At 39.7% G+C, this 25,858-nt stretch carries 27 protein-coding genes; 25 read left to right on the top strand and 2 right to left on the bottom strand.

The window, feature by feature from the left end:
* Positions 1–10: 10 nt before the first annotated feature.
* The 7 genes from IGI38_RS20780 (at position 11) to IGI38_RS20750 (ending at position 6,141) form a co-directional block, all read left to right on the top strand.
* Positions 11–652 (top strand): L-fuculose-phosphate aldolase, encoded by a 642-nt coding sequence (locus IGI38_RS20780; protein ID WP_438733813.1) that lies wholly within the window; start codon positions 11–13, stop codon positions 650–652.
* A 527-nt stretch (positions 653–1,179) separates the two neighbouring features.
* Positions 1,180–2,430, top strand: coding sequence for an NAD(P)H-dependent oxidoreductase (locus tag IGI38_RS20775; protein ID WP_438733812.1), 1,251 nt, complete (start codon positions 1,180–1,182; stop codon positions 2,428–2,430).
* Between the two features lie 57 nt (positions 2,431–2,487).
* Positions 2,488–2,865, top strand: a complete 378-nt coding sequence (locus tag IGI38_RS20770) for a transcriptional regulator GutM (RefSeq protein WP_438733811.1) — start codon at positions 2,488–2,490, stop codon at positions 2,863–2,865.
* Positions 2,866–2,880: 15 nt separating this feature from the next.
* Positions 2,881–3,414 carry a PTS glucitol/sorbitol transporter subunit IIC gene (gene srlA, locus IGI38_RS20765; RefSeq protein ID WP_438733810.1) on the top strand — a complete coding sequence of 178 codons (534 nt, stop codon included), beginning with the start codon at positions 2,881–2,883 and terminating at the stop codon, positions 3,412–3,414.
* 13 nt (positions 3,415–3,427) lie between these two features.
* Positions 3,428–4,492: a PTS glucitol/sorbitol transporter subunit IIB gene (gene srlE, locus IGI38_RS20760; protein ID WP_438733809.1), complete on the top strand. Its 1,065-nt coding sequence runs from the start codon at positions 3,428–3,430 to the stop codon at positions 4,490–4,492.
* Positions 4,493–4,520: 28 nt separating this feature from the next.
* Positions 4,521–4,874, top strand: coding sequence for a PTS glucitol/sorbitol transporter subunit IIA (locus IGI38_RS20755; RefSeq protein ID WP_088934041.1), 354 nt, complete (start codon positions 4,521–4,523; stop codon positions 4,872–4,874).
* 304 nt (positions 4,875–5,178) lie between these two features.
* Positions 5,179–6,141: a sugar-binding transcriptional regulator gene (locus IGI38_RS20750; RefSeq protein WP_438733807.1), complete on the top strand. Its 963-nt coding sequence runs from the start codon at positions 5,179–5,181 to the stop codon at positions 6,139–6,141.
* Between the two features lie 29 nt (positions 6,142–6,170).
* Here the strand turns inward: IGI38_RS20750 and IGI38_RS20745 are convergent, their stop codons facing one another.
* Entirely contained in the window at positions 6,171–7,097 is a 927-nt protein-coding gene (locus tag IGI38_RS20745; protein WP_438733806.1) for an alpha/beta hydrolase, read from the bottom strand.
* 210 nt (positions 7,098–7,307) lie between these two features.
* Here IGI38_RS20745 and rbsR point away from each other — a divergent pair, with 210 nt between their 5' ends.
* From rbsR to IGI38_RS20680, 13 genes are all read left to right on the top strand, one after another.
* Positions 7,308–8,300 (top strand): ribose utilization transcriptional repressor RbsR, encoded by a 993-nt coding sequence (rbsR, locus tag IGI38_RS20740; protein WP_438733805.1) that lies wholly within the window; start codon positions 7,308–7,310, stop codon positions 8,298–8,300.
* 108 nt (positions 8,301–8,408) lie between these two features.
* Positions 8,409–9,314: a ribokinase gene (rbsK, locus tag IGI38_RS20735; protein WP_438733804.1), complete on the top strand. Its 906-nt coding sequence runs from the start codon at positions 8,409–8,411 to the stop codon at positions 9,312–9,314.
* A gap of 16 nt (positions 9,315–9,330) precedes the next feature.
* Positions 9,331–9,726 (top strand): D-ribose pyranase, encoded by a 396-nt coding sequence (rbsD, locus tag IGI38_RS20730; RefSeq protein WP_438733803.1) that lies wholly within the window; start codon positions 9,331–9,333, stop codon positions 9,724–9,726.
* Positions 9,727–9,807: 81 nt separating this feature from the next.
* Complete coding sequence (rbsU, locus tag IGI38_RS20725; RefSeq protein ID WP_438733802.1) at positions 9,808–10,695, top strand: ribose/proton symporter RbsU; 888 nt, start codon at positions 9,808–9,810, stop codon at positions 10,693–10,695.
* A gap of 122 nt (positions 10,696–10,817) precedes the next feature.
* The gene (locus IGI38_RS20720) at positions 10,818–11,219 is read left to right on the top strand and encodes a hypothetical protein (RefSeq protein WP_438733801.1); all 402 of its coding nucleotides are present in this window, start codon (positions 10,818–10,820) and stop codon (positions 11,217–11,219) included.
* Positions 11,220–11,277: 58 nt separating this feature from the next.
* Positions 11,278–11,580 (top strand): DUF5960 family protein, encoded by a 303-nt coding sequence (locus IGI38_RS20715; protein WP_438733800.1) that lies wholly within the window; start codon positions 11,278–11,280, stop codon positions 11,578–11,580.
* 193 nt (positions 11,581–11,773) lie between these two features.
* Positions 11,774–12,103: a hypothetical protein gene (locus IGI38_RS20710; protein ID WP_438733799.1), complete on the top strand. Its 330-nt coding sequence runs from the start codon at positions 11,774–11,776 to the stop codon at positions 12,101–12,103.
* A gap of 10 nt (positions 12,104–12,113) precedes the next feature.
* Positions 12,114–12,428 carry a hypothetical protein gene (locus tag IGI38_RS20705; protein WP_438733798.1) on the top strand — a complete coding sequence of 105 codons (315 nt, stop codon included), beginning with the start codon at positions 12,114–12,116 and terminating at the stop codon, positions 12,426–12,428.
* A 190-nt stretch (positions 12,429–12,618) separates the two neighbouring features.
* Positions 12,619–12,927, top strand: coding sequence for a PTS lactose/cellobiose transporter subunit IIA (locus IGI38_RS20700; RefSeq protein WP_438733899.1), 309 nt, complete (start codon positions 12,619–12,621; stop codon positions 12,925–12,927).
* The gene (locus IGI38_RS20695; protein ID WP_438733797.1) at positions 12,920–14,314 is read left to right on the top strand and encodes a glycoside hydrolase family 1 protein; all 1,395 of its coding nucleotides are present in this window, start codon (positions 12,920–12,922) and stop codon (positions 14,312–14,314) included. The genes IGI38_RS20700 and IGI38_RS20695 overlap by 8 nt, the downstream gene beginning before the upstream one ends.
* 172 nt (positions 14,315–14,486) lie before the next feature.
* Positions 14,487–14,777, top strand: coding sequence for a PTS sugar transporter subunit IIB (locus IGI38_RS20690; protein ID WP_438733795.1), 291 nt, complete (start codon positions 14,487–14,489; stop codon positions 14,775–14,777).
* 6 nt (positions 14,778–14,783) lie between these two features.
* Entirely contained in the window at positions 14,784–16,088 is a 1,305-nt protein-coding gene (locus IGI38_RS20685) for a PTS sugar transporter subunit IIC (RefSeq protein ID WP_438733794.1), read from the top strand.
* Between the two features lie 82 nt (positions 16,089–16,170).
* On the top strand, positions 16,171–18,030 hold the full coding sequence (locus tag IGI38_RS20680; protein WP_438733792.1) for a BglG family transcription antiterminator: 1,860 nt from the start codon (positions 16,171–16,173) through the stop codon (positions 18,028–18,030).
* 55 nt (positions 18,031–18,085) lie between these two features.
* On the opposite strand, the gene IGI38_RS20675 is transcribed toward IGI38_RS20680, so the two are convergent.
* Positions 18,086–19,261, bottom strand: a complete 1,176-nt coding sequence (locus IGI38_RS20675) for a NupC/NupG family nucleoside CNT transporter (RefSeq protein ID WP_438733791.1) — start codon at positions 19,259–19,261, stop codon at positions 18,086–18,088.
* Between the two features lie 229 nt (positions 19,262–19,490).
* On the opposite strand from IGI38_RS20675, the gene IGI38_RS20670 reads away from it, so the two are divergent.
* The 5 genes from IGI38_RS20670 to IGI38_RS20650 all read left to right on the top strand — a co-directional run bounded on the left by IGI38_RS20670 (position 19,491) and on the right by IGI38_RS20650 (position 25,848).
* The gene (locus IGI38_RS20670) at positions 19,491–20,129 is read left to right on the top strand and encodes a GntR family transcriptional regulator (protein WP_438733790.1); all 639 of its coding nucleotides are present in this window, start codon (positions 19,491–19,493) and stop codon (positions 20,127–20,129) included.
* Between the two features lie 126 nt (positions 20,130–20,255).
* Positions 20,256–21,455, top strand: a complete 1,200-nt coding sequence (locus tag IGI38_RS20665) for a quaternary amine ABC transporter ATP-binding protein (protein ID WP_438733789.1) — start codon at positions 20,256–20,258, stop codon at positions 21,453–21,455.
* Complete coding sequence (locus IGI38_RS20660; RefSeq protein WP_438733787.1) at positions 21,448–23,172, top strand: ABC transporter permease/substrate binding protein; 1,725 nt, start codon at positions 21,448–21,450, stop codon at positions 23,170–23,172. Before IGI38_RS20665 ends, IGI38_RS20660 begins: the two co-directional genes overlap by 8 nt.
* 258 nt (positions 23,173–23,430) lie before the next feature.
* Positions 23,431–25,374: a BglG family transcription antiterminator gene (locus IGI38_RS20655; RefSeq protein WP_438733786.1), complete on the top strand. Its 1,944-nt coding sequence runs from the start codon at positions 23,431–23,433 to the stop codon at positions 25,372–25,374.
* On the top strand, positions 25,375–25,848 hold the full coding sequence (locus IGI38_RS20650; protein ID WP_438733785.1) for a PTS sugar transporter subunit IIA: 474 nt from the start codon (positions 25,375–25,377) through the stop codon (positions 25,846–25,848).
* Positions 25,849–25,858: the final 10 nt, after the last annotated feature.

Genomic DNA, 25,858 nt, shown 5'->3' with positions numbered 1-25,858 from the left:
GGAGCAGAAAATGAGACATCTAAAAGAACGTGAGTTGATTGTTGAATACGGCAAGAAGCTCATTACTGAAAAATTGACGACAGGAACGGGGGGCAATATCAGTATTTATCTTCCAGAAGAGGAAGCGATGCTGATCAGTCCGAGTGGTATTCCTTATTTTGAAACCGAACCGGAAGATATTGTTTTGCTAGACCTTCAGGGCCATGTGTTAGAAGGAAATCGCAAACCCTCTAGTGAATATGATCTGCATAGTATTTTTTACGCGAATCGTCCAGACGTACGTTCAGTCGTCCACACGCATTCCGAATATGCGACGACGTTTGCCTGCTTGCAGCAAGAAATTGAACCGCTGCATTATATTATTGGTTCTGTCGGCGAAAAAATTCGTTGTTGTGAGTATAAAACATTTGGAACACGCGAATTGGCCGAAGAAGCCTTTAATTTTATTCAGGAAGACAATGGTATTTTGCTGGGTAATCATGGTGTTTTGACCATTGGTCCTGATCTATCCAGTGCTTTTGGAGTCGCTAAAGACATCGAATTTTTAGCAAAACTTGATTATCGTGCGCGTTGCATCGGAACGCCGAAATTATTAAATCAAGAACAAATGAAAGAGGTCTTGGAGAAATTCGAGACCTACGGACAGCAATAAGAGAAACCGTAACTTTGCCGAAAGACAAGGTTACGGTTTTTGTTTTTCTCGCTAATAAAAAGAGCGATGAAGGGTTGGGGTTTTTATCGTGTGTTTATTCACAAGAGAAGAGAGAAACCTTCCTATTTAAATTGGTCCATATTTTTATAATGAATAAACAGACTTGTTTAAAGGATAAATAGTTGCTCGGAACATTGTGAATTTTAGTTCAATGAAAATGATTTATTGACTTTTTAATAGACTAGATAGAAAACCGCTATTTTAAAAAATAGTTATTTAAAGAATGTGTATTTGTGATTATTTTATCTTCGAAACAAATATTGTTTAATAGATATTATTTCTATTTCGCTGTTATATCACCTTTTTTACGGTATAAAATACTTTTGTAACATATGTTCCAATTAGTAAAAAATGATAGTTTGTGAAAAGAAAGCGTTGACATGTTTCTTTGTGATGTTATACTAAAGTTGTCTTAAGGCATATGTCAATGGTGTTGTCATATGTCAAAAAAGTATGGAGGGGTAATAATGACACTTTATGGCAAGCTTTTGGAAAGAGAAAAAAATGGAGCACCGATCAAGGTTGGGGTAATTGGTGCAGGTCAAATGGGTTTCGGGATGATTGCTCAGATTTCAACGATTCCAGGAATGGCAGTAACGGGAATCAGCGATATCCATAAGGACGCTGCTCAACGTGCGGCAGATGCTTATAATGCAAGTGCAGAGAAGAAAGTGGATATCTTAGTTAGTTCAGATTTTAAAGAAATCATTCATTCGGATAAGGTAGAAGTTATTGTTGACGCGACTGGAGTCCCAGAAGTTGGCGCACAAATTTCGTTAGAAACATTATTAGCGAAGAAGCATATCGTCCTGTTAAATGTGGAAGTAGATATTACGATTGGCCCATTGATGAAGAAGATGTACGACTCAGCTAACTTAGTTTATACAGGGTCTGATGGTGACGAACCAGCTGCAACGACGGAATTATTTGAATTTGCGAAGAGTATGGGAATGGAAGTACTGGTTGCAGGTAAAGGGAAGAACAACAAATTAAAAGTTGGTGCGAATCCAGATACAGCCCAAGCAGAAGCGGACTCGAAACAAATGTCCAGTCATATGTTGGCAGCCTTCCAAGACGGAACAAAAACGATGGCAGAAATGAACCTACTATCAAATGCGATCGGGTTTATTCCTGATAAAGTTGGGATGCATGGGATCAGCGGCGATGTGGATTCTGTAGTTAAGGATCTAGACTTGAAAGAAAATGGCGGTGTCTTAGACAAATACGGCGTTGTAGAATACGTTGACGGTTTAGCACCAGGAGTCTTTGTTATTGTTAAGGGGCAAAACGACGGCGCTCGTCATGAATTGAGCTACTTGATGAAGAAGGGTGATCGCGACCATCATATCTTGTATCGTCCGTATCACTTAGCAAGTTTAGAAACACCGATCACGATTGCTAAAGCAGTCTTAAATCATGATCATGCAATCGTTCCATTAGGCGCTCCAATTTCTGAAACAGTTGCGGTAGCGAAGAAAGATATCAAAGCGGGAGAAAAAATCGACGGTATTGGCGGTTATTGTGTCCGTGGCGTGTTAGAAACACATGCAGATCTAGTGAAGAATGACAATGTTCCAATCGGTTTAGTTGGCGGTTCTTCTGTTGCGAAACGTGATATCAAAGACGGGACTTTCTTAACTTATGATGACATTGAGATCGATGAATCAACAACAGTCTATCGGTTGCGGAAACTTCAAGATTCAACATTTGGCGATTAAGACATAGTTATAGCAGGTGAGGATTTTCCTCATCTGCTTTTGGAGAGGATGTAGCTTATGAGCGGCTTAATGATTATTTTAATCGTTTTGATGCTTAGCCAGAGTTTGCTAAGTATCGTTCAGGTGAAATATTACCAAAGTTTTATCAAAAAAATCACTAGCGAACAAGCTGGCACGGAGTATGAGTTTTATACTGAAGTTGTAAAAGGGAAGGTACTGCGAACGATTGTTGCAGTTGTTGTGGATGCTGACGGGAAAGTTATCCAGTGCTATATCTGCAGAGGCTTGACTATTTTTGCCCGCTTCAAAGAGGAACAATCATATAGAGGTACGCAGCTAGACCGTTATAGCACAGCTGCACAGGAAAAAAAGGCATCACAAATTGAGAAAGCTTTATCGCAGATTTATACACGGAAATTGGAAGCGGTTACCTAAAAGGAGGATTTTATAATGAAATATATCGAATGGGCAGGAAAAAACTTTATTGGTATGTTTGAAGCCGGCGGAGAGCAATTTATGGGCTATATGACCGGTATCGTACCATTGCTAATTGTACTTTTAACCTTTACTTATTCTGTTATTGCATTTATTGGTGAAGAGCGTGTTGACCGAGCAATCCGCTATTGTTCAAAATATATGGTTTTACGTTATTCGTTGATGCCGATCTTGGCAGTCTTGATGTTAACGAATCCGATGGCTTATACATTTGGTAAATTCGTTAAAGAAGAAGAAAAACCAGCATTTTATGATGCGGCAGTATCATTTGTCCATCCAGTTACAGGTCTATTCCCATATGCCAACGCGGGCGAACTATTTGTTTACTTAGGGATCGCGAATGGTGTGACAAAAGCTGGATTCAGTCAATCAAGTTTAGCAGTTCGTTACTTCCTAGTTGGGATCGTCGTTATTTTGATCCGCGGTATCGTAACAGAACGATTGACGAAATTCATGATGGCTAGAGAAGCGAAGAAAGCGGCTGCGTAAAGGAGGAAGCACGATGTACAAAACAGTATTTGTAAAACCGGGTAATAAAGGCTGGGGTGTTGGTTTAACCTTGACACCGAATGAGCAGAAAAATAAAGTCGTTTCAGTTACTGGCGGCGGAATCCATCCAGTAGCACAACAGATCGCCGACTTAACTGGCGGGATCGCTTGTGATGGATTTAAAAATTCAATTCCAGAAGAAGAAACATTATGTGCCGTTATTGACTGCGGCGGAACAGCACGAATCGGTGTGTATCCGATGAAACGGATTCCAACAGTAGACGTACTTCCTTCTTCTCCTTCAGGACCTTTATCAAAGCATATTACTGAAGATATCTTTGTTTCAGGTGTTCGTCCAGAAGATGTAGAATTAAGAGAAGATGCGAATCTTGAAGATCGTCAAATGGCGGCGATCAATCATGCACATGCAGAAGATGCAGAATCTGCGGCAGCTACAGAAAAGATTGTGACTGAAGGACGAGAATCCGAAGAGGAATTTAAAGAAAGATATTCGAAAATCAAAGAAGAACATAAAGAAACACAAGCGAAAAAAGATAGTTTCTTAGTCCGTTTCTCTCGTGGAATCGGTGGAGTGATGAGTACGTTCTATCAATCTGGTCGTGATGCGTTAGACATGCTATTAAAAAATATCATTCCGTTTATGGCCTTTATCAGTATGATCGTTGGGATCATCAACTACACTGGTGTTGGTGACTGGTTAGCTAAAGTTCTTTCACCTTTGGCGGGTTCATTGCCAGGAATGATTGTATTGGCTTTGATTTGTAGTATTCCGATCTTGTCTCCAATCTTAGGTCCCGGTGCGGTAATTTCACAGGTTATTGGTGTGTTGATCGGTACTCAAATTGCCAATGGTTCGATCCCTGTACAATATGCGTTGCCAGCACTGTTTGCGATTAATGCTCACGTAGGTTGTGACTTTATCCCAGTCGGTTTATCATTAGGGGAAGCGAAACCAGAAACTGTGGCGATCGGCGTACCCGCAATTTTATACGGTCGGATGCTGACTGGTTTTACTGCTGTAATTCTAGCTTGGTTAGCTAGTTTTGGAATGTATTAAAAACTGTTTGAATGGAGCGAATGGATGAATGGTAAAATCTAAAATTATTGAAATCGGCAGTATGGTGCCAGCTTTTGAGGAAGAACGTTTAATTATTTTGTTTGGCCCTTCTGCCACAGCAGAATTGAGAGATATTTGTGTGATCCATGAATTTGAAGATCGCCCTAAAGATGCCTTAAAGGTAGGTGGGAAAGTCAAATTTGGCGATCAAGAGTTTACGATCGAAGAAGTAGGATCACAAGCGAATGCGAATTTTGAGGAGTTAGGACATATTTCGATTTATTTTCGTAACGCGATCGGAGAGATTTTACCGGGTGCAATTATTGTCAGTCCGGGTGTTTTTCCAAGCTTTGAAGTCGGTGGCGTGATCGAGATTATTTAGAACAAAAGTCGAGGATGTGCCGAATATAGGTGCATCCTCGTTTGTGGTCTAACTTTAGCAGATGAGTTTTTTAATTAAATGATACTGGACAAGGATTGTAGGCGTCCAATGATTTTCCTAAAAGAGAGCTAGGAATCAGAATGTTATGAATGAAAAGAAGTGAATTTTTGCGACAGGAAAATTTTTTTGTGGATCTACGTTAGCTGCGAAAAATGAATTTTGTCCCGCTAGTTCTACTTGCGCACATGTAGAATCAACCGTATAGTGAATGAAAATCAAAAGTTATTCAGAGGATGGGATCAAAATGGCTATAAAACATAACCGTGACATCGTAAAAGTAGCTACGATGTATTACAAAAAGAATTTGAAACAGTCGGAGATCGCTAAACATTTAGGAATCTCTCGTTCACTGGTTTCAAAATATTTGAATGACGCAAAAAATGAAGGTATTGTTGATATTTTTATTAAAAGTGAAAGCGCTTATTCGATTGAGTTAGAGCTTTCCTTAGAAGAAACATTCGGGTTGAAAAAGGCTGCGGTACTGGATACCAGTAGTTTGAGAAAGGATGAAATCGAACGTTTATTAGTTCAAACAGCGATTACGGCTTTTCAGAAAGAAATCGCGAAGGCTAAAACGATCGGGCTTTCATGGGGGAAGATGCTTCGTGGAATCGTTGATGAATTCCCTTATGAGAACCATTCGGATGCGACCATCATTCCTCTAATCGGCGGGTTAGGGTCTGAGATGGTGGATGTCCATTCCAATCAATTAGCGTATGATTTAGCTAAAAAATTGCGAGCAAAATGTAAATATCTGTATGCGCCAGCATTGGTGGATAATGATTTTATCAAAAAAAGTTTGATCGAAAACGACGGCATTCACGATGTATTAGAAGCAGGAAAGAATGTTGATTTTGCTTTGGTTGGCATCGCCAGTCCCTTTTCTAAAAATAATACGATGACAGAGATCGGTTATGTCGATCAGCAGGACATTGATGAACTGGAAAAACTTGGCGTGATCGGAGATGTTAATTCGAAGTTTATTGACCAGGCGGGACGTGAAGTTGCTTGCGAAATAAACGAAAACGTTATTGGATTAGGTGTTGAGGATGTACGTGAGATTTCGAATGTAGGGGTTGCTTGTTATGAGGAAAGTAAAAAAGATGTGTTGTATGTAGGTACGAAGACGAAAATTTTTACGCATATCACAGTAACAGATAGTTTGGCGGAATATTTATTAGAACAAGCAAAAAACGAGACACTTTGAGTTCTCGTTTTTTTGCGTTTCCATCTGAGTTAAGGGACGTATTTCTGTATGAATTCTGTCACTTTTTTTTGATACATGCTCGGATTATTACTCAACGCTTCGGCATGTTTGGCACCATGAACGACATATTTTTCTTTTGGTCCTTTAGTAGCATTGTAAACTTCCGCTAGCATCGAGTAAGGTACAAAGTCATCTTTATCACCATGGATAAACAACATCGGAAGCTGATTCTTCTTCAATTGTTTGAGGGTATCCGCTTCGCCAAAAAAGTATCCTGCACGAACTTTTGTCACCAGACTTGTGACTGGGATCAACGGGAATGATGGCAAATTAAACATTTGTTTCAGCTGATAACTTAGTTCCCCGTTTACTGAACTGTAGCCGCAGTCTTCCACGAAAGCTTTGACATTCTCTGGTAACTTTTCCCCGCTAGTCATCATAACTGTCGCAGCCCCCATACTGACGCCATGAAGAACGATTTCTGATTGCGCATCTTTTTTGACGACACGGTCGATCCATTGAAGATAGTCTTTTCGTTCATCCCAACCAAAACCAATATAGTTGCCTTCACTTTTTCCGTGGCCGCGAGCATCTGGCATCAAAACATTGTAACCGAGATCATGATAGATTTTTGCGTATTGCGGCATATCAGATGCCTGCCCCATATAACCATGAGCGATGATAGCTGTTTTATGTTGGTCCTTTTCCGCTGGCAAATAATAGGCTGATAATTTCAGTCCATCAGCGGATGTCAGCTGCCAATCGCTGCGATTATTTTCATCCTCGAACCAATTTTCAGCAGTAATCAATTCAGCGGATTTTTTCTTTGAGCTATCAGCCAAAAAATCTTTTTTGGCTGGAACAACGGCATAGGAATAGAAATAATTTCCAGCCGCGACTAGGACAACGATTAAAACTAAGATGATACCTAGAATGATTTTAGTTGATTTATTCATTTTTTCCTCCTATAAACATATCATTAGCAGTATAAAAAAAATCCTAGTTCATAGCAAGTTGCTGAAAGGTGTATTTACAGGATCAGCTATCCATGAGAAAATGTAGCAGAGTTTGGAGCACGAACACTTTAACAGAATGATAAGCGTCGCAAACATAAAACTGATTTTTGTAAAAAAATCATTATCTTACTATGAGGGAGGAGCGATCAGATGAAAAATAAGAAAATCACTATCAAAGACGTCGCTAAACAGTCTGGGGTTTCGATCGCAACGGTCTCCCAGATTTTAAACGGCAATGATCAAAAATTCAGCCCGAAGACAGTAGAGAAGGTGCTGGCGGCGAAAACAGAACTAAATTACGAACCGGATTATTTTGCACGTCGGATGATCATGAAAAAGAGCAAAACGATCGGAGTGTTGATTCCCGACATCACCAATCCGTTTTTTAGTACATTGGTTCGCGGAATCGAGGGTGTTTTATACCGCGAAAATTTTGTAACGATGCTATGCAATGCTGATTTGGATACAAAAAAAGAGACGGATTATTTAGAAGAACTGAGTCGCAGAGGCGTCGATGGTTATATCATCGCTAGCTCCGCGATTTCGAATCAAGCCATCAATGAAACACTGCGGAAAAAAAATCTGCCGTATATCGTTTTGGATCAAAAAAAAACAGAAGGGTTCAGTGATGCGGTTTTAACCGATGATTTCTCTGGCGGGAAAATTGCAGGGGAACATTTGAGTCAATTAGGGCATCAAAAAGTGGCGGTTGTTTTACCAGAAGATGCGACAGAAAATATCAAAACACGCTTGACTGGCTTTCAAGAAATTTATCCTAACGCAACATTGATTGATGCAGAATTAACCAAAGCTGGTGGACGCGAAGCCGCGAAAGAGGTTGTTAAAACAGAAGCAACGGCAATTTTTGCGATCAATGATGAGCTGGCCTTTGGGTTGTATCTAGGGTTGGCTGATCTGGATAAAAAAATACCACACGATTACAGTGTGATTGGTTACGATAATATTGATATGTGTGAATATGTGACGCCGCAATTGACTACGATCGCTCAACCAATCTATGAGCTAGGGCAAACGACGGCGAATTTACTTTTGGAAAGAGTCGAGCAGCCAGAGAAAGATTGGGAAGAAAAGACTTTGCCTGTTCAACTAATTCAACGTTTTTCAACGGCACACTTGAAATAGCTTTCAAGCTGTGCTATATTTTTGATGTCAAATTAAAACGTTTTAATAAAACGTTTTAATCAAAAAGTAAATAACCGATTCTAAAGAATGAGAAATGGAGTGAACAAAATGAATACGATTACAGTTATTGGGAGTATCAATCTTGATCGTACGATTCGTGTGAAACAAATGCCAAAACCTGGTGAAACGATGCATACGAAAGAGATTTTTTCTGCTGGCGGAGGTAAAGGGGCCAATCAAGCTGTTGCGGCGAAACGTTCTGAGGCAAATACGAATTTTATTGGGGCGATCGGGAATGACGCTGCCGGTGAAATGATGCAAGAACTGTTATCAGAAGAAGGGATCGAATTATCAGGGGTACAAACCTTAGATAAGCAAGCAACAGGTCAAGCCTACATCATTGTTGATGACCAAGGCGAAAATAGTATCATGATCCATTCAGGAGCCAATAACGCATTTACACCGCAACAAGTGCAAGAGCATGCGGATTTAATCAAGGCTAGCGATTTCGTTGTTGCGCAATTTGAAAGCACTTTAGCAAGTACGACCGAAGCTTTTTCAATCGCTCGTGAAGCCGGTGTTAAGACGATTTTGAATCCGGCGCCAGCTTTGGAAAATGTTCCAGAAGAACTTTTGAAAGTCACGGACATGATCATTCCGAATGAAACAGAAACAGAAATTCTGACGGGGATCAAAGTGACCGATGAAGCCAGCTTAAAAGCCGCGGCAGCTCATTTACATCAATTAGGGATCGAAGCGGTGATCATTACGATCGGAAGCAAAGGCGCATTTTATGATGTACAAGGCCGCAGCGGAATTGTTCCCGCTTTTAAGGTCAACGCGGTTGATACCACAGCTGCGGGGGATACATTTATCGGTGCTATGAGCAGCGTATTAGCCAAAGATTTCAGCAACTTGGAAGAAGCTATCGACTATGGAAATAAAGCCTCTTCTCTTACTGTTCAACGATTTGGTGCACAACCATCTATTCCATACAAAAATGAATTGAAGTAACGAAAGGATTTTTATCATGAAAAAAAGTAAAGTCATCAACTCAGATATTTCACGTGTAATCGCACAAATGGGCCATTTTGATCAATTAAGTATTGGTGATGCCGGTATGCCGGTTCCAATGACAACAGAAAAAATTGATTTAGCTGTAGACAACGGCATTCCTAGTTTTATGGATGTATTGAACAATGTGTTAGAAGAATTGGCTGTTCAACGGATCTATTTTGCAGAGGAAATCAAAACGGAAAATCCTGAAATGTTGAAGAAAATAGAAGAATGTTTACCTGAAACCCCTGTGACATTTATTCCTCATAGTGAGATGAAAGCTGCGTTGCACGACAGCAAAGCCTTTATCCGGACGGGTGAAATGACCCCATACGCCAATATTCTATTAGAGAGCGGCGTTGTATTTTAGACGTTGTTACAAGAATATCAGTTTGCGAGGTTCACTTCGTACGTTAGTTGAGTGCTTTATAACGAATAAGGAGGAATTAGAATGAATACAACAGCGATCTTGATTGGATTAGGACCGTTACTTGGTTGGGGGCTTTATCCCACCATCGCATCAAAAATCGGCGGACGTCCGGTTAATCAAATCGTGGGATCGACTTTAGGTACGTTGATCTTTGCTTTAATTTTTGCAGGAATCAATGGAATGAGCTTTCCAACAGGAATGGATCTGGTCTTTTCGATCCTCTCAGGTGTTGGTTGGGCAATCGCACAAATTATTACCTTCCAATCCTTCACATTGGTTGGTTCATCTCGGGCGATGCCGATTACGACCGCTTTTCAATTATTAGGTGCTTCGTTGTGGGGTGTCTTTGCTTTAGGTGATTGGCCAGGTTTTAGCGCTAAGTTATTAGGCGGATTTGCCTTAGTTTTGATTATCTTGGGCGCTTGGATGACTGTTTGGACAGAAGAAAAAACGCAAGAAAAAGCTAGTATTTTGAAAAAAGCGGTATTATTGTTGGCAGTTGGAGAAATAGGTTATTGGGCTTACTCAGCAGCACCGCAAGCTACCAGTATTGACGGCATGCATGCCTTCTTGCCGCAAGCGATCGGTATGCTTATAGTGGCGCTTGTCTATTCCGTAGTTTTAAGCGTGAAGGACAAAGAGAAATCTGCTTTAGTCGAAGCAGTATCGTATAAACATATTTTTTCTGGGTTCTTTTTCGCTTTCGCTGCATTGACCTATTTAATCTCAGCACAGCCGGATATGAACGGGTTAGCAACGGGGTTTATCTTATCTCAAACGTCAGTTGTTCTAGCCACCTTGACCGGCATTTGGTTCTTAGGACAAAAGAAAACAAAAAAAGAAATGACTATTACGATTGTCGGATTGGTGCTGATTTTAGCAGCTGCCGCAATAACGGTGATGATCTAAAGCTGCCGCTTATGGCAGCTTTTTTTGATCTAAGGTAAATCACGGCCAGAATTCTCTGGTCAATGCTATAATCAAAACATGCTAAGAGGAAACAGGATCTATGTTAGGAAGAAGGACAAGTGATGAAGCTGACCATTTCATTAGATATTTTGGAAGAGGCTTTTTATTATGTGTCACCAGTGAAGCCGGTCTCAACTGTACCGTTGATCTATCTGACTTTTTTGGCAGAGAAATCACAGGTGGCCTATACAACTGAAAATGAAGCGAAATTCGCACGGAAAACAGAACGTGTATTTAAAGCGTCGTTTCACGAGGTGGTTCAAGAGAATCGTGCATATCGTGAAATTTTGGATCAAGACAAGCTTTTGCCATTAGAGGAACATCTGGCACAACAAAGCCAATTGATTGAATCGGTGCGAAGAGCGGTTCAAAAATATCCTGAATTAAGTTTGATTAGGATGGAACTTACCGGCAGCTGGCCGCTACTTCAAACAGAAGCCGGTCGTCTTGATTTGATTGAATAAACGACTTAGCTCAAAAAACGACGATAGCTAACAGTGTAAAACTGAAAGGGTGAAGAAAATGGATAGAACATATTTTGAAGGACAGACTGTATTTTTAGCGGATTATAAGAAAGTCGCAAAAGCCGCGACGATTGATCAGCAGCAGGTGATTGATAACGTGATGGCGCAATTAAACAAACCAACACCGGATGATAACTTGTCTTACATCCTACCTGGTGAAGATACAATCAAAGGCCATTCGGTCAGATTTCCGTTTCATAAAGAATTGATCGCTATGGACAATGAAGCGACTGTCTCAACCCAATTTTTTTATGAAGGTTCGCCTTACGAATATGAAGTTGTTGAAGACGAACAGCTTTGATAGTAATGACTTTCGAGTTTATAAAACTTGAAGGTCTTTTTTTTACTTGCTTTAAAAATAGAAGCTGGTATGATAGATACAATATGGTTTGTTATTTTTTAGCAAGAATGGGAGGTGATGGTCTTGCATGATCGACTAGCAGCAGGGCTATTTCCTGCAAGCAATGAATTAAAACTGAAAGGAAGTTAATGAATTGTTTATTCTTGAAAAGAAAGCGGAACCAGAGCAACAAATATGGAATCATATCAAACGTCAATATCAGGGGGAGAAAGTAGCGGTTGTTGGGGTAGAAAAGCAATTGCCACAAACCTTCTTGCGTAATAAACAAGTTATTTTTTATGAAAGTCTGACAGGCAAATCATTACTAGACGAGGGAAAACATTTTTTAGATAAATTCGCAAAAGACTATTCAGCATTCGTCTTTTATTTAGATTGTCCAACGGAAGTAGCAGAGCAGCTAATTGATGCCGGTCGAGCATTAGGTGTTAGAGTGACTGTGACAGTTGAAGAGAAGGCCGCCTAGGAAGCCGCTCGTGTGGAAAGAAGTCATTCGACAAAAGACTGTTCAAAATACAATCTTGTGGAGTGGTTTACGACTGTTGCATCAAAATAATTGGCGCCAAAGTAAGGATAGGAAAGCATTGTTGGACATATCCGGACAGCTGCAAAATGTGATGCAACTCCATTTAGAAACAAAGAACCTAGTTGTGGGGGTACCTGGTTTTGGAAAAGAAGTAACATTATTGGAAGTAGATGAACCAAAATTTGTCCCTCATTATAAAATAGAACAAGTCATCGAATCTGCCGAAGGGCATTTTATCAAGTTAAAATTAATAAAAACCATGTAAAGCGTAGTCGCACAAGTGTGCGGCTCTTTTTTTATGGCAAATTTCATAATATAGTCTCTTTTTGAATGGAATTTCCACATCAAAGTGGAAAATAAAAAATTTAATTAATTCGGAGAACGTTTTATAGTTGAACCATAGAAAAAGAAAAGAGGAGGGAGTTTACTTGGGAAACGCAAAAATTGGAACGGAAATGGATTCAATGGCGATCATTTTACATGCTGGCAATGCGAAAAGTGACTCGTATGAAGCATTACAGGCAGTAAAAAATGGAGATATTCAAACGTTTGAAGAAAAATTTCAATCTGCCAAGAGAGAGATTAGAATGGCACACAAAGCACATGCGGAAATGCTTCGTAGGCTTTCTACCGAAGAGCGTATGGATGAAATCGATTTACTGCTTGTTCACGCTGAAGGACATCTGACATCAACAGATATTGCGGTTGATATGATTGGTGAATTTGGAGAGTTATATAAATGGAAGGAGACTATTAATGGATAAAAATTTTTTATGGGGCGGCGCGACAGCGTCTTATCAATGTGAAGGTGCTTGGAATGAGGATGGAAAAGTAGAATCAATGTGGGATCGTTATTTACATGAAAATGAACTTGAAAATGGGGATGTCGCTAGCGATCACTATCACCATTTTGAAGAGGATATTCGAATGATGAAAGAAGGTGGGCAGAATTCTTACCGCTTCTCTCTTTCTTGGCCGCGGATCATCAAAAATAAAGATGGGGATATCAATGAAAAAGGAATCGCCTTCTATCAACGGCTGTTGGATGCTTGCTATCGATATGGGATCGAACCTTTTGTGACGATTTATCATTGGGATCTGCCTCAATACTGGGAAGAAGAAGGCGGTTGGCTGAATAATAAAGTAGCATACGCTTTTGAACATCTGGCAAAAGTTTGTTACGAACACTTTGGTAATAAAGTTAGTAACTGGACAACATTCAATGAACCAAAATGGTTTATCGCAAATGGCTATTTCATCGGAAATTATCCGCCAGGCTTGCAAGATGTACAAAAAACTATGATCGGAGCATATAATGTGATGCTTGCCAGCGCATTAGGAGTACGAGCATTTAGAGCTGGAAACTATCAGGGAAAAATTGGAATCGTTCACAGCTATACGCCAATCAATGGAGTGGATGATACGATTGAAACACGTATCGCGATGCGCTATGCGGATAATTATTGCAATAATTGGATTTTAGATACTGCCGCTTTAGGTGAGTTTCCGATCGATTTAGTTGCGAAGTTGGCACAAGATTATGATATCAGCTTCATGAAAACGGCAGAACTAAGTATCATAAAAGAATACACCGTCGATTTTATTGGACTAAACTACTATGCTCGGGCATTAGTGAAACCGTATACCGAAGGCGAAACACAATTAGTATTTAATCATTCAGGTAAAAAAGGTGAAAGTAAAGTAATCATAAAAGGTTGGTTTGAACAAGTCAAAGATCCAAGCAGCGAATTTACTGCTTGGGATACAGAAATTTATCCAAAAGGCTTGCAAGATGGATTGATTGAAGCGTGGGATCGTTATCATTTACCAATCTATGTGACTGAAAATGGGGTTGGCGTACGTGAAGACGTGACAGTGGATCAAGTGAATGATAATTATCGAATTTCATTTATGAATGATCATATAAATGCAATTATGAATGCGATGGATTGTGGAGTAGATATTCGAGGATATTACGCTTGGGCTTCATTTGATTTGTATTCATGGAAAAATGGTGTAGAAAAACGCTATGGTTTGGTAGCTGTCGATTTTGAAAAAGAACAAATCAGAAAACCAAAAGCCTCTTATTATTGGTTCAAAGACATCATTGAGAGTAATGGTGGAAAAATTCAAAGAAAGTCATATGAATAGGAATAAGGATGCCAGTCCAACTTTTCGCAGTCTATATAGTCAGAGTGGCAAAATGATATCAAAATCTAGAAAAAGCTATAAGTGCATAGTTGGATGGTACACGGTATGAAGTTCAGATTTATTTTTCTGGAGGGAAAATAAATACATTAATAGGAATAAGGAGTGATAAAAAATGAAAAAAATCATGTTGGTATGCAACGCAGGAATGTCAACTGGAATGTTAGCGAAGAAAATCGAAGCAGCATCAGATCATAAATTAGAGGTCAGTGCGTATAGTGAATCAGAATATACTGATTATCTAGAGGGGATCGATTTAGTGTTGATCGGTCCGCAAATTCGATTCTTAAAACCGCAGATCGAGGCAGCGGTAGACGTTCCGGTAGAGGCGATTTCTCCAATGAAATACGGAATTATGGATGGTAAAGGTGTTTATGAGGATATCAAAAAATTGATTGGAGGATAAGTAGTCATGGGATTTAGTACATTTAGCGATACGATGGATAAATATATCTCCCCTTTAGCGAATAAATTGAGTCAACAGCGTCACCTGAAAGCTACGCGGGATGCCTTTATGTCGATGCTACCGATTACTTTGTTTGGTTCGATTCCCATTATTTTGAATGCGCCGCCAGTGACGGAGGATACAAAAAATGGTTTCTTGTTGGCTTGGGCAAGTTTTGCGGAGAAAAACAGCTTAGTTCTAAATTGGATCAGCGGTGTGACCCTGAGTGCGATGGCTTTGTTTATCTGTGTGGGTGTGACCTATTTCTTATGTCGCCACTATAAAGAAGATGTTTTACGACCAATAATGTTTTCTCTAGTTGGATTCTTGATGCTGGTTTTGACGCCATTGAAAATGGGCTGGGATGGTAAAGAAGTTGAAATTAGCTTTTTGGACGGACGAGGTATTCTTCTTTCACTTTTTGTCGCGATCGTGACGGTGGAAGGGTATCATTGGATGCGAAAAAGAAATATTGGCCGAATCAAGATGCCAGATAGTGTTCCTGCCTCTCTTTCAGAAACCTTTGCTTCCTTGGTACCAGGCTTAATCTTGATGACCTTCTTTTCGGTAATTTTCATCATTTTCCACGCTTTTGATACGACAGCAGTCCAATTTTTATATAATATTATGGCACCAAGTTTCAAGGCGGCTGACAGTTTACCATTTACGATTATTAGTGTCTTTTTGATCCATTTATTTTGGTTCTTTGGAATTCATGATGCGGCGTTGGCAGGAATCTTAGGCCCGATTCGTGATGGAAACTTATCAATCAATGCCGCAGAGAAAATGGCAGGCAGTGATCTTAGCAATATTTTTACTACACCATTTTGGACATATTTTGTCATCATTGGCGGCTCTGGCTCAGTTTTGGCACTAGCATTTTTAATGATGCGATCGAAATCTAAACAGTTAAATACTGTTGGGAAAATCGGCTTGATCCCCTCTCTCTTTGGTATTTCTGAGCCTCTGATATTCGGGACACCCTTGATGTTGAATCCGATTTTCTTCTTTCCATTTATCTTCACTTCTGTATTGAATGGCATCGTGACTTATTTGTGTATGTCGTGGGGAATCGTAGGCAAAACGTTTGCTGTCTTTTCCTGGCAGATGCCGGCTCCGATTGGGGCGTTTCTTTCTACGATGGATTGGCGAGCAGTCGTGCTTGTAGCAATTTTGATTGTATTAGATGGAATTTTGTATTATCCCTTCTTGAAAGTCTATGAGAAAAATCTTGTTAAGCTGGAACAGGAGAGCGATACAGAATCGGTATAATGTTATAATAAGGCGTAGAAGTTTAAGGACTTCTATGCTTTTATTGGGATGAATAGTCATTTATTTATAGAGGGGGATCATAATGAATATTTCTCAAAGACAAGAAAAAATTCTAGAGAAATTGTCCCTAGAACAACAACCTTCAACAGCTGGTCAGTTGTCAAAAGAGTTGGGCGTCTCTTCAAAGACGATCAGGAATGATATTCAACAGCTAAATCATCTTTTTGAACAGCCGATGATCCTTTCAAAAGCGGGGACAGGATTCTATTTAAACGCTGAAAAACATCCGTTTAACTTGCCTAAGAGTGATAGACAGTCTACTAATCTTTCGTTTGAATTACTAACGCGATTATTGGACCAAAAATCCTGTGATTTTTATGAGTTAGCCGACGATTTTTTTATCAGTGAGTCTACACTTGATAGGATGGTCAAGGAGCTTAATGAATTGATTACTAAAAACGATCAACAACTTTTGATCAAAAGGAAACATAATCAGCTTTTCATCGAAGGAGATGAAGCGGCTAAGCGTCGTGTGTTTACGTTATTTTTAAACCAAGAAATCGAGACAAACAAGTTAAGTTTAGACAATTATTCTGATTACTTTGACCAGATTGATTTAGCAAAATTATCCAAAGTAGTATTTAATATCCATCAAGACGAAGGCTTTATCATTAATGACTTCTCAACGATCTCATTTATTTTGCATCTTGCAGTACTACTAGAAAGGGTAAGTAAAAAAAGCTATTTGAATCCAACTCAAGCTGTGTTGAAGGACTCAAACAGTCGAAAATTGACCTTAACGATGGTTGAGAAACTAGAAGAAAGTTTTGGTGTTGAGATTCCAGAAGAAGAATACACCTATATCTATCGGCTATATTCTGGTTCGATCGTTTCTGATGAAGACTTGGCGGATAAAGAACTAAAAGGAGTTATTGAGGGATTATTGACAAATATTGATTCGATCTTTTTTATTGATTTCACTCAAGATGAAAAAATCAATGATTATTTACTAACGCATGTTTCGGCTTTATATAAGCGTTCCGCTCACAAACAATATTTGGTTAATCCATTATTAGATGAAATCAAAAGTAAATTCCCTTTCATCTATAATGTGAGTGTGTATGCTTCAGATTTTCTTCAAGAAAAGTTGAATATCCAGTTTCCTGAAGATGAAGTTGCGTATCTCTCTCTGCATTTTCTTTCAGCATTGGAAAATATCCGAGCGCATAAGAAAAAAGGTATTTTACTGGTATCTCCTTATGGTGTGGGAAATCAGCGAGTCGTAAGGAGCCAACTAAATAAGATTCAGGAGTTTGATATTGAATTGTCTGTTGCGGAATCGATTTTTGCTGTGACCAATGAAATGACGGAAGATAAGTCTTTGATACTAACGACAGAAACATTGAATTTGGATACTGCTGTTCCAATCTATCACTATGAATCATTTTTGTCCGCTTCTGACTTAGAAAAGATCCGAAAATTTTTGATCGAAGAAAATCAGCGACCTTCAGTTTTAGCGACATTTTTAAAAGAAGAACTATTTTTTCCGCAAAAAGAATTTCCGGGCAGAGATGAAGTGATCCGTTTTCTCTGTCAGGAACTCTGGAAAAAAGGATATTGCGAGAAAGATTATGTCGAAAAGGTATTGCAGCGAGAAGCTTTATCAAGTACAGCATTTGGCGATTATTATGCACTACCTCATGCGATTAAGCGGGAAGCTAAGAAAAATGCTGTTGCAATCTGTTCACTGGAAAAGCCGTTGCAATGGAAAGAAAAGAAAGTTAAATTGGTCTTATTATTGGCACTTAAAGAAGAGCGTGATGATTCTTTTGAACAGCTGTTTGAGGAACTTGTGTTGATGTTAAATGATGCTTCTCGAGTAAAAAAGCTTTCAAAACAAACCAATTTTCAAGATTTTATGATGATCTGCCATACTAAGTAATGATGAAAAACAGTCGGCAGTAATCCCATTAGATACTGACGGCTGTTTTTCATCATTAAAAGATTAACCCAGTGATAATTGCGCTTAAAAAGCTGACTAAGCTTGCGCTTAACAAAATTTTTAAGCCATGTTTGGCAACGAGATTGCCTTTTTCTTCATTCAAGCCTTTCATGGCGCCAGAGATGATTCCGATGGATGAGAAATTAGCGAAAGAAACTAAGAAAACAGAAATGATCGCTGTCGTTCGAGCAGAGAAGTCCCAGCCGCCTTTAGCTAATTCGGTCATAGCGACAAATTCATTGGTGACCAATTTAGTCGCCATCAAGCTGCCGGCATCAACCGCTTCTTTCCATGGGATACCTGTGATAAAAGCTATCGGTGCAAATACGTAACCTAAGATTTCTTGGAAGGTCAGACCAGTAAGTTTAACAAAAATGAAATTGATCATCGCGATTAACGCTACAAAGCCGATCAGCATTGCAGCGACAGTCACGGCGACATGGAAGCCGTCTAAGATATATTCCCCCAGCATCTGGAAGAAGGTCTGCTCCTTGTCCTCTTCGATTACCAATGCATCATTTTCCAATTGATAGGGATTGACGATTGACGCGATGATGAATCCGCCGAATAAATTCAGAACTAGCGCAGTAATCACATAGCGCGGTTGAATCAGTGCCATATAAGAGCCGACGATCGACATGGAAACAGTGGACATCGCAGAGATACTCATGGAAACCAGACGTTGCTCAGACAATGTAGGTAGTTCTTTTTTGATGGAGATGAATACTTCTGATTGTCCCAAAATCGCTGACGCAATACCGTTATAAGATTCCAGTTTGCCCATACCGTTGATTTTGCTGAGTACAAGCCCGACCCCTTTCATGAAAAGAGGTAAAATCTTAATGTAACGCAAGATTCCGATGATCGCAGAGATAAAAACGATCGGCATCAAGACATTCAGGAAAAAGGGAAAGCTGCCTTTATTGGCGATCCCGCCAAAAACAAAATCCACACCTGAACCGGCAAAACGCAACAACGCATCAAAAACACCAGCTAATCCGCCAACGATGGTCGTACCTACAGTAGTTCGCAATAAAATGAACCCCAATAAAACTTGCAGTATCAGCATGATCAAAATTGGTGAATAGCGAATGCTTTTACGATCACTGCTGATCAAAAAACTTAACGCCAAAACACCGATCAACCCAATAATACCTATCACAAAATGCAAAAAATCACTCCTAGTTTATTCATACGTTCAGCTAAAAAAATAATCTGAATCAGCTTAGCTTTTTTTAGAAAGAAATGCGAAGGATAGCTATGGAAAAAATGTTTCTATGAATAAATTCTAAAAAGGAAAACACTAACAAATTCATTTTTGCCAACTCGTAATGATTACAGCTTTTCTAAAAAAAATATGCTATGCTTGAAAAGAATTCTGCAGAAAAAGAGGGATTGAAATGGAAGGGGAAAACAAAAAGCGAATCTTGCTGCCGCGCTACCAGCAAGTGGCGGTAGAAATCGCTGAGCGGATTGCTGACAAACGCTATCAAGTGGGAGAAAAAATTCATGCACGCTCGACGTTAGCAAGTAATTTCAATGTGTCGCCTGAGACGGCTCGAAAAGCAATCAATGTCTTAGTAGATCTCGAGATCATGGAAGTACGTCATGGAAGCGGTGCGTATGTACTTTCTCGAGAAAAGGCGAAAGCCTATTTTGAGAAATACCAAGATGTGCAATCTGTTCAAGAAATCAAAAATGAAATCCAAAGCAGCATTGAGAAACAAAAGCAAGAGTTGGATAACGTGAGTCAGCTATTGAACCAATTACTAGCTCAAACAAAACGTGTTCATAATGTTGCCCCTTTTGTTCCATACGAATTGACGTTAACCGAGGGAGCAGCTCACTTAGAAAGTACTGTCAATGACCTGAATATTTGGCATGAGACGGGCGCAACCATCATCGCGATTCAGCAAAAAGATGAATTGCTGTTGTCACCTGGGCCATACGCTAAAATTTGTGCTGGGGATACCTTGTTTTTTGTCGGCGATGAGTTAGTGCTGCAACGGATGCAGCATTTGTTTTACCCAGATAAATAATTTTCGAAAAAGGGAAAGCTGCGGCTTTCCCTTTTTTATTTACTGAAAATTTTCAGCATCTTTTTTGACAAAGTGACCACATGGTGTTAGTGTTGTATGGTCACTTTTTATGAGGAGGATATATTTTTGAGTAAAGTTAAGGTAGAACATCTGACTAAAATCTTTGGCAAGAAACAGCAACAAGCCCTTGCGATGATTCAAGAGAATCGCGACAAGAATGATATTTTAGAACAAACAGGTGCAACTGTTGGTGTATATGATGCAAGTTTTGAAGTCAATGAAGGAGAGATTTTCGTCATTATGGGGCTTTCCGGCAGCGGAAAATCCACAATGATTCGTTTATTAAATCGTTTGATCGATCCAACGTCTGGTGAGATCTATATCGATGGAGAGAATATTGCCCAAATGGATAAAGAGGCGCTGCGAGAAGTACGTCGTCATAAAATCAATATGGTTTTTCAAAATTTTGGACTATTTCCTCATCGTACGATTTTAGAAAATACAGAATATGGTCTTGAAGTCCGAGGTGTTCCGAAGGCAGAGCGTCAAGCAAAGGCTGAACAAGCATTAGAAAATTCAGGTTTATTGACCTTTAAAGATCAATTTCCTAATCAATTATCCGGTGGGATGCAGCAGCGGGTCGGTTTAGCACGGGCTTTAGCGAATGATCCGGAGATTTTATTAATGGACGAAGCATTTTCGGCGTTAGATCCGTTAATTCGCCGCGAGATGCAGGATGAACTGTTAGATCTGCAATCAAATGTACAAAAAACAATCATCTTCATCACCCACGATTTGAATGAAGCTTTGCGGATCGGTGATCGTATCGCCTTGATGAAAGATGGGCAGATCATGCAGATTGGTACAGGAGAAGAAATCTTGACACACCCTGCGAACCAATATGTACGGGACTTCGTTGAAGACGTAGACCGTTCGAAAGTCTTGACCGCACAGAATATCATGGTGCCGGCATTAACTACGAATATTGAAGTTGATGGTCCAAGTGTTGCCCTGAACCGAATGCGTAAAGAAGAAGTCAGCATGCTTTTAGCTGTGGATCGTAAACGTAAATTGAAAGGCAGCTTAACTGCTGACAAGGCGTTAGAAGCGCGTAAAAACAATTTAACATTGAAGGATGTCATTGATAAAAATGTCCGCCGCATTCCTAAAGATATGCTGGTTACCGATATCTTTAATCTGATTTTTGATTCGCCTGCTCCGCTGGCTGTAGTGGAAGGCGACCGTTTAGTCGGCGTCGTCATTCGCGGTAGTGTGTTAGAAGCGTTGGCAGATACAGAGACAGAAGAGGTGGAAATGAATGTTTAATATTTTACAGCAAGCTTTACCCGTAGCAGATTGGGTAGAAGGATTTACCGATTGGTTAACAGGAACATTTTCAGGATTGTTCTCCGCTTTACAGCATGCAGGACAATTTTTAATGGATGGTATGACCAATCTATTAACGATGATTCCGCCATTATTATTGATTCTCGTTTTAACAGTCTCCGCCTTTTTTATCTCTAATAAAAAATGGGGGTTGACGAGTTTTACCTTGATCGGCTTACTATTTATTTACAATCAAGGACTGTGGACTGATTTGATGAGTACTGTCACACTAGTGCTTCTATCTAGTCTATTATCGATTATTATTGGGGTGCCATTGGGAATCTTAATGGCGAAAAATGAAACAGCAAAAAAAATCATTACACCGATTTTAGACTTTATGCAGACCATGCCTGGGTTCGTATACTTGATTCCAGCTGTTGCCTTCTTTGGCATCGGGATGGTCCCTGGCGTGTTCGCCTCGGTAATTTTTGCTTTGCCGCCAACTGTACGTTTTACCAACTTGGGGATTCGTCAAATTCCTAAAGAATTGGTGGAAGCTTCCGATTCATTCGGCGGAACCGGCAAACAGAAACTGTTTAAGCTGGAATTACCTTTAGCCAAAAGTACAATCCTGGCCGGGATCAATCAAACAACGATGTTGGCCTTATCAATGGTTGTCATCGCGTCAATGATCGGAGCACCTGGTCTAGGGCGCGGCGTATTGTCAGCATTACAACGTGCTCAAGTCGGGAATGGTTTTGTAAATGGATTGGCATTAGTTATTCTAGCGATCATCATTGACCGCTTTACTCAGAATATCAATAAGCCAAAACAACAAGCGGCTGAAAAAATGCCGAAAACGAAAAAGAAAAAAATCGGGATCGCGGCAGGTGTCATTGCTGCTGTAGTCCTACTTGCTTCTTTTGGTTTCGGAGGTTCATCCAAAGAAGACAAAGGAACGATCAACCTGACCTACGTAGAGTGGGATACGGAAGTTGCGTCTACCCATGTAATTGGCGAGGTTCTAAAAGAAATGGGCTACAATGTCAATATGACACCGCTGGATAATGCGATCATGTGGGAATCTGTCGCAAAAGGGGAATCTGACGCGATGGTTGCGGCTTGGCTGCCAAATACCCATAAGTCGCAATTCGCTCAATACAAAGATCAAGTCAATGATCTAGGTGTCAATCTAAAGGGTGCAAAAGTAGGGATCGTCGTTCCGGATTATATGGATGTGAATTCCATAGAAGATTTAACCGATCAAGCCAACAAAACGATCACCGGAATCGAACCAGGGGCCGGCGTAGTCAATGCTGCTGAAAATACATTGAAGGCTTATCCAAACTTAGCGGATTGGAAAGTCTCAACTTCATCTTCAGGTGCCATGACCGTAGCACTTGGTCAAGCGCTCAAAAAGAAACAGCCGATCGTTATTACTGGCTGGTCACCGCACTGGATGTTTGCTAAATATGGATTGAAGTATTTGGAAGATCCAAAAGGCGCGATGGGAACGGAAGAGGCCATCCATACAATGGCGCGCAAAGGTCTGAAGGAAGATCAGCCTGAAGCATACAAGGTCTTGGATAATTTCCATTGGAGCCAAAAAGATATGGAAAGCGTCATGCTGGCCATTAATGAAGGAAAAGATCCCTCACAAGCAGCGCAAGAGTGGATCAAAGAGCATCAAAAAGAAGTCGATGAGTGGAAAAAATAAGCTACGCAGAAAATGCTGGTCCTTAAGGATCAGCATTTTTTTTAGCAGCAAGCAAGAGTTTCAAAAATATTTTCAAAGAAGAATGATTCCTATTAGTTAGCATTTTCATGATTAATGATGAAAAAAGGATGCCTTTTATCAAAGAGGAAAATCCACTATGATAAATATAAGAGATAGTGAGGATGTCCGTTCAACATTCGAATCAAACTAATTTTTTCTCTTGAGGAAAGTTACTATGTTAAACGAGGAGGTGTGAAAATGGAAAAAAGTATGCGGCGTCGAAATCAATTACTTTCATTACTTCTTTCTGAAAGCGATTACAGAGCGACGGATTATTTTAGTGATAAATTGGAAGTTTCAACTAGAACAATTTTGAATGATGTTAATTTTTTGAATAAGGAATTAGTAAAAAAAGAGATAGAGATCGTCAAAGTACCTCGACATGGAATCAAGTTAGTTGGAATTGATGGAAATATCAGTCAAATCAGAGATATTTCTTTGGAGAACGATGTGGATGTTTATGATGTCTTAGGCAGGAGAGAAGCGATCCTGCGGCAATTACTTATGCGTCCGGCAGGCGAATTTCTAGAAGCTATGGAAAAGCATTTTTTTATCTCGGATTCGACGCTTAAAAAAGATTTAGATTATCTGCAACGCTATCTGCGCCACTTTGAAGTGAAGATTTGTCAAAACAAAGGAAAAGCGGTTCTTAAAGGAAACGAGGCCAATATCCAACAGTCCTATCAGAACTTTTTGATGACGAAATTTCCCGATACCTTGCTTGTAAACAATGACGAGCTGTTGGTTCAATTGAGCAATTACTTTCCGAAGCCCTTGATTCAGTTAGTCAAGGATACGTTAGAAAAGTTTTCGGATATCTTTTACAGCGATATTTCAAATAAATATTTTTCAGCAATTTTTCTTACATTTTTATGTTTACTTACTCGAGCAGAAATGGGCTGCCATATGACGATCGAAGAAAAAAAGAAGAATGAATTAGAGGACTTGGCACTCTATACTCAAGCCTATGAAATTTGCGCCTTCATTTCAGCGAATAGTTCGATCGAGCTTTGGTATCCTGACATTTATCATTTATCTGAAACGCTATATGCTATGAACGTCAAGCCGTATTATAAATCAACCAAAAGTTATAGCGGCTGCTATCAGGAAGTTGTAGAAGAGTTGACGGCAGATTTAGGTAATTTATTGAACATCGATTTTTCCGGCGACCAAGAGCTGCATGATTCGTTAATGAGTCATATTGTTCCGATGATTTATCGTTTGCGTCGCAATATCTTAATCAAAAATCCTTTTATGGAGGAAATAAAAAACCGATATCTACTCTTATATTCCATGATGTGTTATGCCACGAGCAGTTTAGCGCAGCGCTTTTCGATTGAAATCACTGGTGATGAGATTTCTTTCTTGGTAATTTATTTCCAAGTTTCTTTGGAACGAAAGTATGGGGTGAGTTTTCGCAATATCTATGTGGTTCTTTCGCGGGGCTTAATCACGGGTGATTTGATTTATACAAAAATTCGCCGAATCATTCCTCATACAGACAAAGTAATTCAATTAACTACGAAAGAATTTGAGCAAGTGGCACTGAATTTTCATGATGTTGTAGTGACTACAGATAATACCTTAAAAGCAAGAAATGTCGTATACATCTCTCCAATGATCAAGGACGAGGAGATCAGTCGAATCGTCCATACTTACTACAAACGTTATAACGCATCTGCAAAAGAAAATTCTCAAGTTCGGCATCAATGGATCAATCCCGATCTTATTTTCCTGCAGCAGCATGTGGAGAACAAGGAAGAGTGTTTGAATTTTATGATTGAAAAATATCAGGAACTGGGAATTGCGAAAGAACATTTTGGCGAATCTGTTTGGGTTCGAGAAAAATTAGGAGATACCAGTTTTTCTGTCAGTGTTGCGATTCCCCATGCGGATCCTAGCGAGGTCAACCAAACGTCGATTGGAATCATGACGTTGGATAAGAAAATAAATTGGGGGATCAACAATGTTAATGTGATTCTATTTTTCGCTATTTCGGATACAGACATTGATACGGCAAAGAGTAAGATCACGGGTTTACTTGAATTTATCGAGAAGGAGGAGAATGTTGAAAAGCTGATTCAAGTAACGGATAAACAGACACTTTTGGAATTAGTGATGGGGGAAGGGAGTGCAATCTAGGTGGCTGACTTTTGGGATGAAATGTACTTAGATGAATATTTGGTAGATTTAGAAATAGATGAAGCAGATAATTTTTCTTCATTGGCGGTATTAGCCGATCGTCTGGAAAAAAATCAGTGTGTGAATGGGGCGTTTAGTCGAGCAATTCAAGAACGAGAAAAAGAATTTTCAACAGGCTTGCCTCTAGAACACGTCGGGGTTGCGATCCCCCATACGGATTCGGAGTATGTGTTTAAACAGTCGATGGCGATTGGTATTCTGAAGAATCCAGTGATGTTTGAAATGATGGGCTCACCGGAAGTCTTAGTTCCGGTAAAAATCATTTTCATGCTGGCGATCAAGGAGCCTAAGAAACAGTTAGAATTTTTACAGGCATTGATCGATATGTTTCAAACAGATGAAAAAGTCTTAGCAATTATTCAAGCCAAAACGGCAACGGAAGCCGTAAAAAAAATGAAACAGAATTTAAAATGAGGACGTGGAA

It is taken from the genome of Enterococcus sp. AZ128 (assembly GCF_051714485.1).
Taxonomy (GTDB): domain Bacteria; phylum Bacillota; class Bacilli; order Lactobacillales; family Enterococcaceae; genus Enterococcus_A.
The sequence above is the reverse complement of the archived record's forward strand: the minus strand, read 5'-3'. Positions and strand labels throughout refer to the sequence as shown.